Annotated in this window: 13 protein-coding genes; 8 read left to right on the top strand and 5 right to left on the bottom strand. The window is 70.5% G+C overall.

What is annotated here, in order from left to right; genetic code table 11:
• Positions 1-252: 252 nt before the first annotated feature.
• Positions 253-708 carry a hypothetical protein gene (locus J7357_RS18955; protein WP_244667661.1) on the top strand — a complete coding sequence of 152 codons (456 nt, stop codon included), beginning with the start codon at positions 253-255 and terminating at the stop codon, positions 706-708.
• A 235-nt stretch (positions 709-943) separates the two neighbouring features.
• Here the strand turns inward: J7357_RS18955 and gap are convergent, their stop codons facing one another.
• Positions 944-1,945 carry a type I glyceraldehyde-3-phosphate dehydrogenase gene (gene gap / locus J7357_RS18950; RefSeq protein WP_017911669.1) on the bottom strand — a complete coding sequence of 334 codons (1,002 nt, stop codon included), beginning with the start codon at positions 1,943-1,945 and terminating at the stop codon, positions 944-946.
• Positions 1,946-2,104: 159 nt separating this feature from the next.
• Here gap and J7357_RS18945 point away from each other — a divergent pair, with 159 nt between their 5' ends.
• The 3 genes from J7357_RS18945 (at position 2,105) to J7357_RS18935 (ending at position 4,554) form a co-directional block, all read left to right on the top strand.
• Positions 2,105-2,734: an OmpW family outer membrane protein gene (locus J7357_RS18945; protein WP_209248864.1), complete on the top strand. Its 630-nt coding sequence runs from the start codon at positions 2,105-2,107 to the stop codon at positions 2,732-2,734.
• A 243-nt stretch (positions 2,735-2,977) separates the two neighbouring features.
• The gene (locus J7357_RS18940; RefSeq protein ID WP_209248862.1) at positions 2,978-3,598 is read left to right on the top strand and encodes an OmpW family outer membrane protein; all 621 of its coding nucleotides are present in this window, start codon (positions 2,978-2,980) and stop codon (positions 3,596-3,598) included.
• A 143-nt stretch (positions 3,599-3,741) separates the two neighbouring features.
• Positions 3,742-4,554: a S1/P1 nuclease gene (locus J7357_RS18935; protein ID WP_209248860.1), complete on the top strand. Its 813-nt coding sequence runs from the start codon at positions 3,742-3,744 to the stop codon at positions 4,552-4,554.
• Positions 4,555-4,640: 86 nt separating this feature from the next.
• Here the strand turns inward: J7357_RS18935 and trxC are convergent, their stop codons facing one another.
• The 4 genes from trxC to J7357_RS18915 form a co-directional block, all read right to left on the bottom strand.
• Positions 4,641-5,084: a thioredoxin TrxC gene (gene trxC / locus J7357_RS18930; protein WP_209248858.1), complete on the bottom strand. Its 444-nt coding sequence runs from the start codon at positions 5,082-5,084 to the stop codon at positions 4,641-4,643.
• Positions 5,081-5,560, bottom strand: coding sequence for an OsmC family protein (locus J7357_RS18925; RefSeq protein WP_209248856.1), 480 nt, complete (start codon positions 5,558-5,560; stop codon positions 5,081-5,083). The genes trxC and J7357_RS18925 overlap by 4 nt, the downstream gene beginning before the upstream one ends.
• 78 nt (positions 5,561-5,638) lie before the next feature.
• Complete coding sequence (locus J7357_RS18920) at positions 5,639-8,836, bottom strand: efflux RND transporter permease subunit (RefSeq protein WP_244667660.1); 3,198 nt, start codon at positions 8,834-8,836, stop codon at positions 5,639-5,641.
• A 19-nt stretch (positions 8,837-8,855) separates the two neighbouring features.
• Positions 8,856-9,899: an efflux RND transporter periplasmic adaptor subunit gene (locus J7357_RS18915; RefSeq protein ID WP_209248852.1), complete on the bottom strand. Its 1,044-nt coding sequence runs from the start codon at positions 9,897-9,899 to the stop codon at positions 8,856-8,858.
• Positions 9,900-10,192: 293 nt separating this feature from the next.
• Between J7357_RS18915 and J7357_RS18910 the strand changes: the two genes are divergently transcribed.
• From J7357_RS18910 to modA, 4 genes are all read left to right on the top strand, one after another.
• Positions 10,193-10,561, top strand: a complete 369-nt coding sequence (locus J7357_RS18910) for a rhodanese-like domain-containing protein (RefSeq protein WP_019800082.1) — start codon at positions 10,193-10,195, stop codon at positions 10,559-10,561.
• A 4-nt stretch (positions 10,562-10,565) separates the two neighbouring features.
• Positions 10,566-10,916, top strand: a complete 351-nt coding sequence (locus tag J7357_RS18905; protein ID WP_160957240.1) for a metalloregulator ArsR/SmtB family transcription factor — start codon at positions 10,566-10,568, stop codon at positions 10,914-10,916.
• A complete protein-coding gene (locus J7357_RS18900; protein ID WP_209248850.1) occupies positions 10,913-11,770 on the top strand; it encodes an MBL fold metallo-hydrolase in 858 nt (285 codons plus the stop codon). The genes J7357_RS18905 and J7357_RS18900 overlap by 4 nt, the downstream gene beginning before the upstream one ends.
• A gap of 79 nt (positions 11,771-11,849) precedes the next feature.
• Positions 11,850-12,629, top strand: a complete 780-nt coding sequence (gene modA / locus J7357_RS18895) for a molybdate ABC transporter substrate-binding protein (RefSeq protein WP_209248848.1) — start codon at positions 11,850-11,852, stop codon at positions 12,627-12,629.
• Positions 12,630-12,634 lie beyond the last annotated feature (5 nt).

The following is a 12,634-nucleotide window of genomic DNA, read 5'->3' as shown; positions in this document are numbered from 1 at the left end:
GATCACGGGGCAGCGCGTGCCCCGTCGACCCGCTGCGTGCGCAGCGGCACGCCGCATGGCGCTCGCGATCCCGCCATCGGCCTTGCCGGCAGGGGCGTCGTCGTTGCCTGAATGCCGCTGCGCGCTGTATTGACGACGTCATTTCGCCATGCCTAAGCTCGTTGCGCCGCGCTGAAGCGGTACCGACGCGTCTCGCCGCGACCGGTGCCCTCTGGATTGCAGACGCCACTTCCCAGGTAAACGGACATGACCATGAAACCCTTTCGCACCCTGCTGATCTCGGCCATGCTGGCCGCGTCCTTCGCTGCTCCCGCCCTGGCCGAGAAGGTCGACAATCCGGATCTCTACACCCCCGATGCGGTGAAGAAGAACATCGTGATTGGCAAGACCACCAAGGAGCAGGTGCGCGCGATCTATGGCGAGCCCACCTACGTCTCCAGGACGTCCGGAAAGGAAGGCGGCTACGAGAAGTCGTGGAGCTATCGCCCCAGCGAATCCCACGGCGAGAAGGCGCGCAAGACCGCCACCGGCCTGCTGAAGCGGATGCTGCCCGGTTACTACACCGGCCCGGCGGTCAACGAGGCGCAGGAGCACGGCGTCGGCGCGCGCAACGTCAAGTCCTACGACCTGGAAGTGGAATTCGACGCCAAGGGCGTGGTCACCGATTACCAGCAGAGCGAAAGCAACGTCTCCAAGGACGCGCTGTAACGGCGAGCGGATGGCGGCGGCGCGGATCGCGCCACTTCCATCCCGCTGCATTCGCGCCGCCATCGCGGCGGGCACGTCCCTCGCAGCACAGCCCAAAAAAAAGGAGCGCCGAGGCGCTCCTTTTTGCTTGCATGCGTTCGCGATGGCGTGTGCAGCTTGCCGACGGCGGCGGGCTGCGGCGGTCGCTGCCGCACGAGGCCGCGTCGCCCGCCACCGGCGGACGACGCGCGGCGGCTTACTTCGCCACCACCTTGACCATCTCCAGGCACTTGTTGGAGTAGCCCCACTCGTTGTCGTACCAGGACACCAGCTTGACGAAGGTGCCGTCCAGGGCGATGCCGGCATCGGCGTCGAAGATGGAGGTGCGCGCGTCGCCGCGGAAATCGGTGGCGACCACCTTGTCCTCGGTGTAGCCGAGGATGCCCTTCAGCGCGCCTTCGCTCTGCGCCTTCACCTCGGCACAGATCTCGGCGTAGGTGGCCGGCTTCTCCAGTTCCACGGTCAGGTCGACCACCGACACGTCCGAGGTCGGCACGCGGAAGCTCATGCCGGTGAGCTTCTTGTTCAACTCCGGGATCACCACGCCGACCGCCTTGGCCGCGCCGGTGCTGGACGGAATGATGTTCTCCAGGATGCCGCGGCCGCCGCGCCAATCCTTGTTGCTCGGGCCGTCCACGGTCTTCTGCGTGGCGGTGGCCGCGTGCACGGTGGTCATCAGGCCGCGCTTGATGCCCCACTTGTCGTTGATCACCTTGGCTAGCGGCGCCAGGCAGTTGGTGGTGCAGCTGGCGTTGGAGACGATGGCCTGGCCGGCGTAGGTGCTGTCGTTGACGCCGTACACGAACATCGGCGTGTCGTCCTTCGACGGCGCCGACAGGATCACCTTCTTGGCGCCGGCGTCCAGGTGCTTCTGCGCGGTTTCCTTGGTCAGGAACAGGCCGGTGGACTCGATCACCACGTCCACGCCGACCTCGCCCCACTTCAGCGCCGCCGGATCGCGTTCCTGGGTCAAGCGGATCTTCTTGCCGTTGACCAGCAGATGATTGCCGTCGACCGACACCTCCGCCTGGAAGCGGCCGTGCACGGAGTCGTACTGCAGCATGTAGGCCAGATAGTCCGGCTCCAGCAGGTCGTTGATGGCGACGATCTCGATGTCGCTGCCGAAATTCTGCACCGCCGAGCGCAGCACGTTGCGCCCGATGCGACCGAAACCGTTGATGCCGACCTTGATTGCCATTTCAGTAGCTCCTGCGGCCGCGCCTGGCGCGGCGGATGGAAGGGGATGCGCATTCTAGCAGGCCGGCCGCGCCACGCCGGACACGCCGGTTTGATCAGGATCAAGGCGGCATGGGGCGGCGCGCCGGACACTGCGCCCACACCCAACGGAGACTCCACCATGCGCACCACCTCCCCCCTCCTGCTCACCGGCCTGGCCGCCGCCCTGACCCTGTGCGCCCTGCCGGCGCTGGCGCAGTCGCAAGGCGACTGGACCGTCGGCATCGGCGCCCACCAGGTCGATCCGAAGTCCGACAACGGCACGCTGGCCGGCGGCACCCTGCCGCTGCGCATCGACAGCAACATCCGCCCGACGGTGACCTTCGAGTACTTCGTGCATCAGGACCTGGGCGTGGAAGTGCTGGCGGCGCTGCCGTTCGAGCACGACATCAGCGTCAAGGGCGTGGGCAAGGTCGGCAGCACCAAGCACCTGCCGCCGGTGGTGTCGTTGCAATACCACTTCAACAGCGCCGGCAAGGTCTCGCCGTTCGTCGGCGCCGGTATCAACTACACCACCTTCTTCAGCGAGAAGACCACCGGCGCGCTGGCTGGCAGCAAGCTCAAGCTGGACGACTCCTGGGGCCTGGCCGCGCACGCCGGCGTGGATTTCGCACTCACCGAGAGGTCGGCGCTGCGCGTGGACATGCGCTGGATCGATATCGACAGCAAGGTCAAGGTCAACGGCAGCGACCTGGGCACCGCGCACATCGATCCGCTGGTGTACGGCCTGGCCTACGTGATGAAGTTCTGAGACGGGCGCCGGCGCCACTGCGACCTGCGGCGCCGGCGGCCACACGATCGGCGCCGCGCGTCGCAGCGGCGCCATCCGCGCGGCGGCCCAGGCCGACGCGCATGCCGTGCCAACGGTAGCCCCGGTGCGCAGCGCGTCCGCGGCGCTTCTCTGGCAGACTACGCGCCACACGGATGTGGATCGGCGCCCGCTGGGCCGACACGGGGTTCGCATCCGCCCACTCGTCGTCTACCGGGGTCTCCCATGCCGCCACGCCTGTTCCGTCGCCTCGCCGTCGCCGCCATCGCCAGCATCGCCCTGCCCGCCGCGGCGCAGTCGGCCGGCCACTTCACCACCAGCTACGGCCTGCACGGCATGGTGCCGGGGTCGTCCAACGGCACGCTGCGCGGCAGCGATCAGCGCTTCGACGCCGACGTCGCGCCGGCCGTGTCGTTCACCTACGAATACTTCTTCCGCGGCAACCTGGGCATGGAGATCCAGGGCCTGGTCGGCCAGCAGAAGATCGGCGTGGACCGCGGCGGCGATATCGGCAGCGCCTGGATGCTCTCGCCCACCATCTCGCTGCAGTATCACTTCAACGGCAACGGCGACATCTCCCCGTTCGTCGGCGCCGGCCTCAACTACACCGCCTTCCTCGGCAGCGACGGCAAGGGCGCGTTTTCGTCCAACGACGTGAAGTTCAAGGACACCATTGGTCCGGCGCTGCATGCCGGCGTGGATTTCGCGGTCGGCGAACGCAGCGCGATCCGCTTGGATGCGCGCTGGACAGGCATGCGCAGCGACGTGGAGGTGGACGGCAGCACGCTCGGCAAGGCCAAGCTCGATCCGGTCACCTACGGCGTCGCGTACCTGATGTATTTCTGAGCCTGCTGCCGGGTCGTGTCCTCGGACGCGGCGCGGCGCGGTCGGCGACGCCGTCTGGCACCGGCGTCCGCCGTGCTGAGCGGCAACGCAACAGACCTGACGCGCGTCATGGCCGCGTCGTCGGCGCCGGCTAGAATCGGCGCATGAAAATCTCTCCCTTCGTTTGCACCGCGCTCGCCGCGGCCCTCGCCGCCGCGCCGTCCGCCGCCTTCGCCTGGGGCCCGCTGGGCCACCGCCTGGTCGCCGATCTCGCCGACACCCAGCTCACCCCGCAAGCCCGCGCGCAGGTCCGCACCCTGCTGCAGGGCGAACCCGACCCGACCCTGGCCGGTGTGGCCAACTGGGCGGACCAGCTCCGCGAACACGATCCCGACCTGGGCAAGCGCAGCGCGCGCTGGCATTACGTCAACCTGGCCGAGAACGACTGCCACTACGAGCAGACCCGCGACTGTCCGGACGGCAACTGCGCGGTCGAGGCGCTGCGCCGCCAGGCCGCGATCCTCGCCGACCGCAGCCAGCCGCAGGCCGCGCGTGCGCAGGCGCTGAAGTTCGTCGTGCATTTCGCCGGCGACGTGCAGCAGCCGCTGCATGCCGGCTACGCCCGCGACAAGGGCGCCAACACCGTGCAGATCCAGTTCGAGGGCAAGGGCAGCAATCTGCATTCGCTGTGGGACAGCGGCCTGCTGCGCAGCCGCGGGCTGGACGAACAGGCCTACCTGGCCGAGTTGGAAAAGCAGCCGTTGCCGACGCCCTCGCCGGCGGGCAGCGCGCTGCCGCCGCCGGCCGCGGCGTGGGCCGAGGCCTCCTGCAGGATCATGATGCGTCCGGGTTTCTATCCGCCCGGCGCCACGCTGCCGGCCGATTACGTGACGACCTGGCGCCCGGTCGCCGAAGCGCAGTTGCGCCAGGCCGGTGCCGACCTGGCGGCAACCTTGAACGCGGCGCTGGGCAAGTAAGCGCGGCGCACCGTGCAGGAGCGGCTTGGGCCGCGATGGGCTTTCCTGGGCAAGCCATCGCGGCTGAAGCCGCTCCTACGAGAGCGTTACGCAGAATTCAGCTGTGCCCGCGTCCAGCGCACGATCTCGGCAGTGCCGATGGCGCCGCTGTGGCGGGCGATTTCGCGGCCCTGGCGCAGCAGGAGCAGCGTCGGGATGCTGCGGATGCCGAAGCGCCCGGCCAACGCCGGCTGCGCGTCGCTGTCCAGCTTGCCCAGGCGCAGCCGCGGCTCGAGCTGCGCGGCCGCGGCGGCGAAGTGCGGGGCCATGGTCCGGCACGGGCCGCACCACGGCGCCCACACGTCCACCAGCAACGGCAGCTCGCTGCGCTCGGCGTGCGCGGCAAACGTCTCGGCGGTCAGCGTGACCGGTGTGGCGTCGAACAGGCCGCGATGGCAGCGTCCGCATTGCGGCGCATCCGCCAGTTTCGCCTCCGGCACCCGGTTGAGCGCGGCGCAGTGTGGGCAGGCGACATGCAGCAGCGTGGTCATGCGCCGGCCTCGATGCTCTTGTCGCCGAGCAACACCGTGCCTTGCGCATCCTTGACCGTCACCTGCACGTCGATGCCCTGGCGCACGCTCTGGGTGACCACGCAGAACTGCTCGAACTGCGCCAGGATCCGTTCCATCTGCGCATAGTCCTGGTTGGCGCCGGGCAGCTGCAGTTCCACCGAGGCCTGCGGAATGCGCCAGAACCCTTCCGGATTGCGCATCGGCGTGGCGGTGATGTGCGCGACCACCCCGGCAGGATCGTTCTTGTACTTGCGCATCGCGAACAGCAGGCTGGCCGCCAGGCAATTGGCAATGCCGGCGAGCAGGATGCGCGTGGGATTGGGGCCGCGCTCCTGGCCCAGCGGCGCGGTTTCGTCGCTCAGCCAGGGCTCCAGCGCGGTTTCGTCGAAGCGAATGCGGAACGCGAAGTCCGTGTCCTGCTCCAGGGTGACGCGGATCGGATCGCCGATGGGCATCGTGGAAACTCCACTTCGCAGAAAGGGATTTCGACTCTACGCCGGCACCGGTAACGGCGTGTGGACGCAGCCTTGCGCTCACGCCGCCGCTTCGCGCCGTGCCAGCGGGTAGTACAGCAACGGGATGACCAGCAGGGTCAGTGCCGTGCTGACCAGGATGCCGAACAGCAGCGCCACCGCCAGGCCGTTGAAGATCGGATCGTCGAGGATGAACAGCGCACCCAGCATCGCCGCCAGGCCGGTCAGCACGATCGGCGGTGCGCGCACCGCACAGGCCTCGATCACCGCCTGTTCGGCGCTGCGTCCCTGCGCCAGGGCATGACGGATGAAGTCCACCAGCAGGATCGAATTGCGCACGATGATGCCGGCCAGGGCGATCATGCCGATCATGCTGGTCGCGGTGAACTGCGCGCCGAGCAGGGCATGACCCGGCATCACCCCGATCACCGTCAGCGGAATCGGCGCCATGATCACCAGCGGCAGCAGATAGCTGCGGAACTGCGCCACCACCAGCAGATAGATCAGCAACAGGCCCACCGCGTAGGCGATGCCCATGTCGCGGAAGGTCTCGTAGGTGATCTGCCATTCGCCGTCCCATTTCACCGCGAAGTCGGCGGTGTCGGTCGGCGGTGCGATGAAATGCTGCTGCAGCGTCTGCCCATCCAGCGGGTGCCGGCGCAGTTGCCCGACCAGGTCGAACATGCCGTACAGCGGGCTGTCCAGGCGCCCGGCTTCGTCGCCGGTGACGTACACCACCGGCCGCAGCTCCTTGTGCGCGATGCTGTCGTCCCAGGGCAGGCGCTGCACCGTGACCAGTTCCGACAGCGGCACCAGTTGCCCATCGCCACCGCGCACGCGCAGCGCCAGCAGGCGTGCGCTGGCGGCCTGCGCGGCGCCCGGCAGGCGCAGCCGCACCGGCTGTGCCACCTTGGACGTGCCATCGTGCAGCCAGGTGACGTCCAGACCCTGCACCGCCGTGGCCAGGGCATCGGCGATGGCCGCCTGGCTCACGCCCAGGCGCGCGGCGCGCACGCGGTCGACCACCAGCGTTTCGCGGCTGGCCGCACTCTCCACGCTGGTGTCGATATCGACCACGTTCGGCGTGCGCAGGAAGCGTCGCTCCAGCGCCAGGGCCAGCTGGCGGCTGCGCGGATAGTCCGGCCCGTACACCTCGGCCACCAACGGTGACAGCACCGGCGGCCCCGGCGGCACCTCCACCACCTTCAGCGACGCGCCATGCCGGCGTGCGATCGCCGCCAGCGGCGGACGCAGCGCACGGGCGATGGCATGGCTGTGGCGCGTGCGCTGGTGTTTGTCGATCAGGTTCACCTGCAGGTCGCCGACGTTGTTGCCGCTGCGCAGGAAGTACTGCCGCACCAGGCCATTGAAGTTGACCGGCGCCGAGGTACCGGCATAGCCCTGGTAGTCGTGCACCTCGGGCGTGCGGTCGAGCACCCCGGCCAGGTCCACCAGCAACGCATCGGTGTCCTGCAGGGTGCTGCCTTCGGGCAGGTCGACCACGATCTGCAGCTCGGACTTGTCGTCGAACGGCAGCATCTTCAGCACCACCCACTGCAGCCCGACCAGGCCCACCGCGGCCAGCAGCAGTGCCGCGATGCCGGCGAACAGCCAGCCGCGCCGGCGCGCGCCGCGGACCGGATCCAGGAACGGGTGCAGCAAGCGCCCGAACAGGCGCTGCAAGCGCGGCGGCGCGTCGCTCCCCGCCGCTGCCTGCGCGGCGCGTGCCGGCACGTGCCGCTTCAGCAGCTTCAGCGCCAGCCACGGCGTCACCACCAGCGCGATCGCCAGCGACAGCAGCATGCCGACCGAAGCGTTGATCGGGATCGGCCGCATGTACGGCCCCATCAGGCCGCTGACGAAGGCCATCGGCATCAGCGCCGCGATCACGGTGAAGGTGGCGAGGATGGTCGGGCCGCCGACCTCGTCCACCGCCGGCGGGATCGCCTCGCGCAAGGTCTTGCCGCCGGCGCGCAGATGGCGGTGGATGTTCTCCACCACCACGATGGCATCGTCGACCAGGATGCCGATGGAGAAGATCAGCGCGAACAGCGACACGCGATTGAGGGTGAAGCCCATCGCCCACGAGGCGAACAGCGTCAGCGCCAGGGTCAGCACCACCGCGCTGCCGACCACGATGGCTTCGCGCCAGCCCAGCGCGAACAGCACCAGCAGCACCACCGAGGCGGTGGCGAACACCAGCTTGTGGATCAGCTTGGCGGCCTTGGCCGCCGCGCTGGCGCCGTAGTCGCGGGTGACCTCGGCATGCACGCCCTGCGGCAGCAGTTCGCCGCGCAAGGCCTGCAGGCGCGCGCTCACCGCGCGGGTGAGCGCCGAGGCGTCGCTGCCCGGCTTCTTGGCGATGGCCAGGGTCACCGCCGGTGCGCGCCCCTGCGCCGGGCCGCCGCGCGTGGGCGGCGTGCCGTACCACACGTAGGCCGTGGGCAGGTCGGCGCCGGCCTGGATCCGTGCCACATCGCGCAACTGCAGCGGCCGGCCGTCGTGCACGCCGATCACCAGCGCGCGCACGGCGTCGGCATCGGCCAGGAACCGCCCGGCACTGAGCGGCACCGCACGGCCGCCGCCGATGCGGTCGCCGAGCGGGCGCACCACGTTCGCCCCCTGCAGCGCCTGGCCGAGGTCGGCCACGGTGAGGTCGTAGGCGGCCAGCCGCGCCGGATCCAGCGTCACCGTGACCACCCGCGGCGGCGCGCCGATGCTGTAGATGTCGCGCGTGCCCGGCAGGCGCTTGAGTTCGGTCTCCAGGGTGCGCGCGATCGCACCCAGGTCGGCGGCGCTGCGCTGCGGATCGTCGCTCCACAGGGTCACGCTCATCACCGGCACGTCGTCGATGCCCTTGGGCTTGACCAGCGGCGCGCTGGCGCCCATCTGCGTGGGCAGCACGTCCAGATTGGAATACACCTGGTTGTACAGGCGCACCAGCGCGGTCTGCCGCGGCACCCCGACCTGGAATTCGACGGTCAACACCGCCTGCCCGGGGCGGCTCACCGAGTACACGTGCTTGATGCCCTCGATCTCGTCGAGCTTCTGTTCCAGCGGCGTGCTCAGCAGCTGTTCGACCTCGCGCGCGTCGGCGCCCGGCAGCGACACGAACACGTTGGCCATGGTCACGTCGATCTGCGGCTCTTCCTCGCGCGGGGTGATCGCCACCGCCGCCAGGCCGAGCAGCAGGCCGAGCAGGGCCAGTACCGGCGTCAACGGATTGGCCTGGAAGAACGCCGCCAGGCGGCCGGACATCCCGAAACCGGCGGCCATGTCAGCGCGCCGCCAGCGCGCGCCGCTGCGCAGCCAGCGCCTGTCCGGCAGCGACCGGATCGCGCGCCACCCGCTCGCCCGCGCGCAGCCCGGCCAGCACTTCCACGCGTTGCGCATCGCGCTGCCCGATCCGCAGCTGCCGCAGGCTGAGCCGACCGTCGGCCAGCACATAGGCCGCGCTGAGTTCGCCCCGTTGCAGCAGCGCCGACAGCGGAATGCGCAACGGCGCCGCCTCCGCGGCATCGCCGGCAGCCAGCGGAAAACCGACCTTGGCCGTGGTGCCGGGCGCCGGAGCCGGCTGCAGCGCCGGCAACGGTACCCGCACCGTCACGCTGTGGCTGCGCGGATCGGCGGTGGGGAACACCGTCACCTGCGGAATCTGCAGGCTGCGCCCATCGTCCAGCCTCACCTGCGCGCGCGGCGCGGCGCGGATGGCGTCGGCATCGGACTGCGGCACCTGCACCTCGATGCGCTGCGCGCCGGGCACGTACAGCGACAGCAAGGCCTGTCCGGCCGCCACCGCCTCGCCCGGCTGCACCTGGCGCGCGCTGATGACGCCCGCGAACGGCGCGCGCACCACGGTGTACTCGGCCGGCTGCTGCGCCTGCGCCAGTTGCGCGACGGCGGCAGCGCGTGCGGCGTTCGCCGCATCGCGGGTGGCGCGGGCCTGATCCAGCTGCGCGCGCGACACGTATTGCGCCCCGGCCAGGGACGCATAGCGGCGATAGCTGGCCTCGGCCTCGTCGGCGCTGGCCGTCGCGGCACGCACTTGCGCCTGCGCACTGGCCACGCCGGCGCGCTGTTCCACTGCGCTGAGCTGCAGCAGCACCTGGCCGGCGGCGACCCGGTCGCCCACGTCCACCGCGACGCTGCGCACGCGCCCGCCGGTCTGCGCGCTCAGATCGGCGTACGCCACCGCGGTCACGACGCCGTCCCAGGAGCGCGACACCATGGCCGCGGGCTCCACCGGCGCGGTCGCCAGCGCCGGCAACGGCGGTGGCGCGACCGTGGCGGCGTCATGGCGACAGCCGGCGAGCGCCAGCATCGCCAGCGCCGCGAGCGCGCCCGCCAGGGGCGCACGACCGCTGCCGCGGACCGGTGCAGCGGCAGGCGCAAGCCTCCCGCGCAGCCGTCCGGCGCTACAGACACCTCGGACCGGCCAACGAAGCACACGCATGATCGAACTCCAGAAGAAAGGGCGCATCCGCGCCGTCGGTGGGCACTCCGCCGCGGCAAGCCGGGCGCGGGCCGCACGAAGCTGGCCGCGAGATAAATTAGAATTTTCTTATATTAGAGTCAACTGATATGATGGGCGTACTTTCCCGCCGAGCACCCCCAATGCCCGCCTCCTCCGCCCAAGCCCTGGTCGACCGCGCACGCGCGCAGATCCACGAAACCCCCGTCCACACCGATGCCGCCGCCACGCCCCTGCCCGGCGAATGGATCATCGACGTGCGCGAACCCGGCGAGTTCGCCATGGGCCACCTGCCCAACGCCATCAACATCCCGCGCGGCATCCTCGAATTCCGCCTCGACGCCGATCCGGCGCTGGCCCGACGCGACCAGCCGATCCTGCTGTACTGCGCCAGCGGCGGCCGCTCCACTCTGGCGGCGCTGAGCCTGCAGCACCTTGGCTACACCGCGGTGCGCTCGCTGACCGGCGGCTTCCTGGGCTGGACCGCGGCCGGTGGCCCGGTCGATTTCTGAGCCCATGCCGCGCCGCGCCGCAACCGCCCTGGATCCAGCCGCGATGCGCGCGCACGCCAGCGAGGCGGCGCGCCTGCTGAAGGCGCTCGGCAACGAGAAGCGGCTGCTGCTGCTGTGCCTGCTGGTGGACCACGAGCAATCGGTCGGCGAGCTCAACGCGCGCGTGGAACTGAGCCAGTCGGCGCTGTCGCAACACCTGGCGCTGCTGCGCGAGGATGGACTGGTGCAGACCCGACGCGACGGCCAGACCATCTATTATTCGCTGGTGCCCGGCCCGGTGCAGCGCATCCTCGAGGTGTTGCACGGCATCTACTGCAGCGCCGCGCCACCTGCCGCCACCAGGAGCGATCGATGAGCCCGCATCCGCACGTCCACGCCTTCCACCATGCCGGTTCCGGCACCTGGAGCTACGTGGTCGAGGATGGCCACGACGCCGCGGTGATCGACCCGGTGGTGGGCTACGACCCGGAGACCGGCGCACTGGACGACGCGCCGGCGCAGGCGCTGGCCGCGTGCCTGGACGCGCGCGGACTGCACCTGCGCTGGATCCTCGAGACCCACGCGCACGCCGATCATGTCTCCGCCGCGCAATGGTTCAAGCAGCGATGGCCGCAGGCGACGCTGGCGATCGGCGACGGCATCCGCGAGGTGCGTGCCCGTTTCGCGCCGCAGTTCGGCCTGGACGCCGATGCACAGGTGCGCTGCGGCTTCGATCACCTGTTCATCGATGGCGAGCGTTTCGCGATCGGCAGTGTGCAGGCGCAGGTGATCGCCGTGCCCGGCCACACCGGCGACAGCGTCGCCTACCTGATCGGCGATGCGCTGTTCCCGGGCGATTCGCTGTTCATGCCCGACAGCGGCACCGCGCGCTGCGATTTCCCCGGCGGCGACGCGGCCACGCTGTACCGTTCGATCCAGCGGCTGTACGCGCTGCCGGAGGCGACGCGCGTGTTCGTGTGCCACGACTACGGCGCAGGCGGCCGCGCGGTGGCCTGCCAGACCAGCATCGGCGAACAGCGCCGCAGCAACATCCACGTGCGCGACGGCATCGACGAAGCGGCCTTCGTGGCCTTGCGCCAGGCGCGCGATGCGACGCTGGCCGAGCCGCGGCTGATGCAGCCGTCGGTGCGCGCCAACATCCAGGCCGGCCGCACCGACGACCTGGCGCCGCCGGCGGCGTCAGCAGGCAGCGCGCCGCCGGCGCGCTAGGATGCGGGTCTGCGGCAGCGCTGCGCGACTGCGGTCGCGCTCTGCCGCATCGCCTTCCCCGCCCCCGCTGGAGTGAGCCATGACCCGACCGCTGCGCCGCCTGCTGTGCCTGTGCACCTTGATCGTCGCCACCGCGATCGCGCCGGTCTCGGCGCAGACGCCGCTGACCGTGTTCGCCGCCGCCAGCCTCAAGGAATCGCTGGACGAGGCCGCCAGCGCCTACCAGCGCGCCAGCGGCTCCCCCGTGCAGGTGTCCTACGCCGCCAGCTCCACGCTGGCCCGGCAGGTGGAACAGGGCGCGCCGGCGGACGTGTTCGTGTCCGCCGACCAGGAATGGATGGACTACCTGCAGCAGCGCAAGTTGATCGATCCGGCGCTGCGCCGCGACCTGCTCGGCAACACGCTGGTACTGGTGGCGCCGGCCGCCAGCAAGGCGCAGGTCGACCTGCGCACACCGGGCGCGCTGCTCGCCGCGCTCGGCGCGCAGGGGCGCCTGGCGGTCGGCCAGACCGCCAGCGTGCCGGCCGGCAAGTACGCGCGCACGGCACTGCAGGCGCTGGGTCAGTGGGACGCCGTGCAACCGCGGCTGGCCGAAAGCGAGAGCGTGCGCAGCGCGCTGATGCTGGTGGCGCGCGGCGAGACACCGCTGGGCATCGTCTACGGCTCCGACGCCCAGGCCGAGCCCAAGGTGCGGGTGGTGGCGACCTTCCCCGCCGACAGCCACGCGCCGATCGTGTATCCGGTGGCGCCGCTGCGGGCGAGCGCGCAGGCGAAGAGCGCCGCCGAGTTCGTGCGCTGGCTGGGTACGCCGCCGGCGCAGGCGATCTTCCGTCGCCATGGCTTCTCGCTCGCCCGCTGAGGCCT

The organism is Xanthomonas sp. D-109 (assembly GCF_017746095.1).
Taxonomy (GTDB): Bacteria; Pseudomonadota; Gammaproteobacteria; order Xanthomonadales; family Xanthomonadaceae; genus Xanthomonas_A; species Xanthomonas_A sacchari.
Note: the sequence above shows the minus strand (reverse complement) of the source record. Positions and strands in the feature narration are given on the sequence as shown.

What these genes read in the sequence shown, in the direction of transcription:
- J7357_RS18955 (WP_244667661.1), top strand. Translation starts at nt 253, where the DNA reads ATGAAACCCTTTCGCACCCTGCTGATCTCGGCCATGCTGGCCGCGTCC.
- gap (WP_017911669.1), bottom strand. Translation starts at nt 1,945, where the DNA reads ATGGCAATCAAGGTCGGCATCAACGGTTTCGGTCGCATCGGGCGCAAC.
- J7357_RS18945 (WP_209248864.1), top strand. Translation starts at nt 2,105, where the DNA reads ATGCGCACCACCTCCCCCCTCCTGCTCACCGGCCTGGCCGCCGCCCTG.
- J7357_RS18940 (WP_209248862.1), top strand. Translation starts at nt 2,978, where the DNA reads ATGCCGCCACGCCTGTTCCGTCGCCTCGCCGTCGCCGCCATCGCCAGC.
- J7357_RS18935 (WP_209248860.1), top strand. Translation starts at nt 3,742, where the DNA reads ATGAAAATCTCTCCCTTCGTTTGCACCGCGCTCGCCGCGGCCCTCGCC.
- trxC (WP_209248858.1), bottom strand. Translation starts at nt 5,084, where the DNA reads ATGACCACGCTGCTGCATGTCGCCTGCCCACACTGCGCCGCGCTCAAC.
- J7357_RS18925 (WP_209248856.1), bottom strand. Translation starts at nt 5,560, where the DNA reads ATGCCCATCGGCGATCCGATCCGCGTCACCCTGGAGCAGGACACGGAC.
- J7357_RS18920 (WP_244667660.1), bottom strand. Translation starts at nt 8,836, where the DNA reads ATGTCCGGCCGCCTGGCGGCGTTCTTCCAGGCCAATCCGTTGACGCCG.
- J7357_RS18915 (WP_209248852.1), bottom strand. Translation starts at nt 9,899, where the DNA reads ATGCTGGCGCTCGCCGGCTGTCGCCATGACGCCGCCACGGTCGCGCCA.
- J7357_RS18910 (WP_019800082.1), top strand. Translation starts at nt 10,193, where the DNA reads ATGCCCGCCTCCTCCGCCCAAGCCCTGGTCGACCGCGCACGCGCGCAG.
- J7357_RS18905 (WP_160957240.1), top strand. Translation starts at nt 10,566, where the DNA reads ATGCCGCGCCGCGCCGCAACCGCCCTGGATCCAGCCGCGATGCGCGCG.
- J7357_RS18900 (WP_209248850.1), top strand. Translation starts at nt 10,913, where the DNA reads ATGAGCCCGCATCCGCACGTCCACGCCTTCCACCATGCCGGTTCCGGC.
- modA (WP_209248848.1), top strand. Translation starts at nt 11,850, where the DNA reads ATGACCCGACCGCTGCGCCGCCTGCTGTGCCTGTGCACCTTGATCGTC.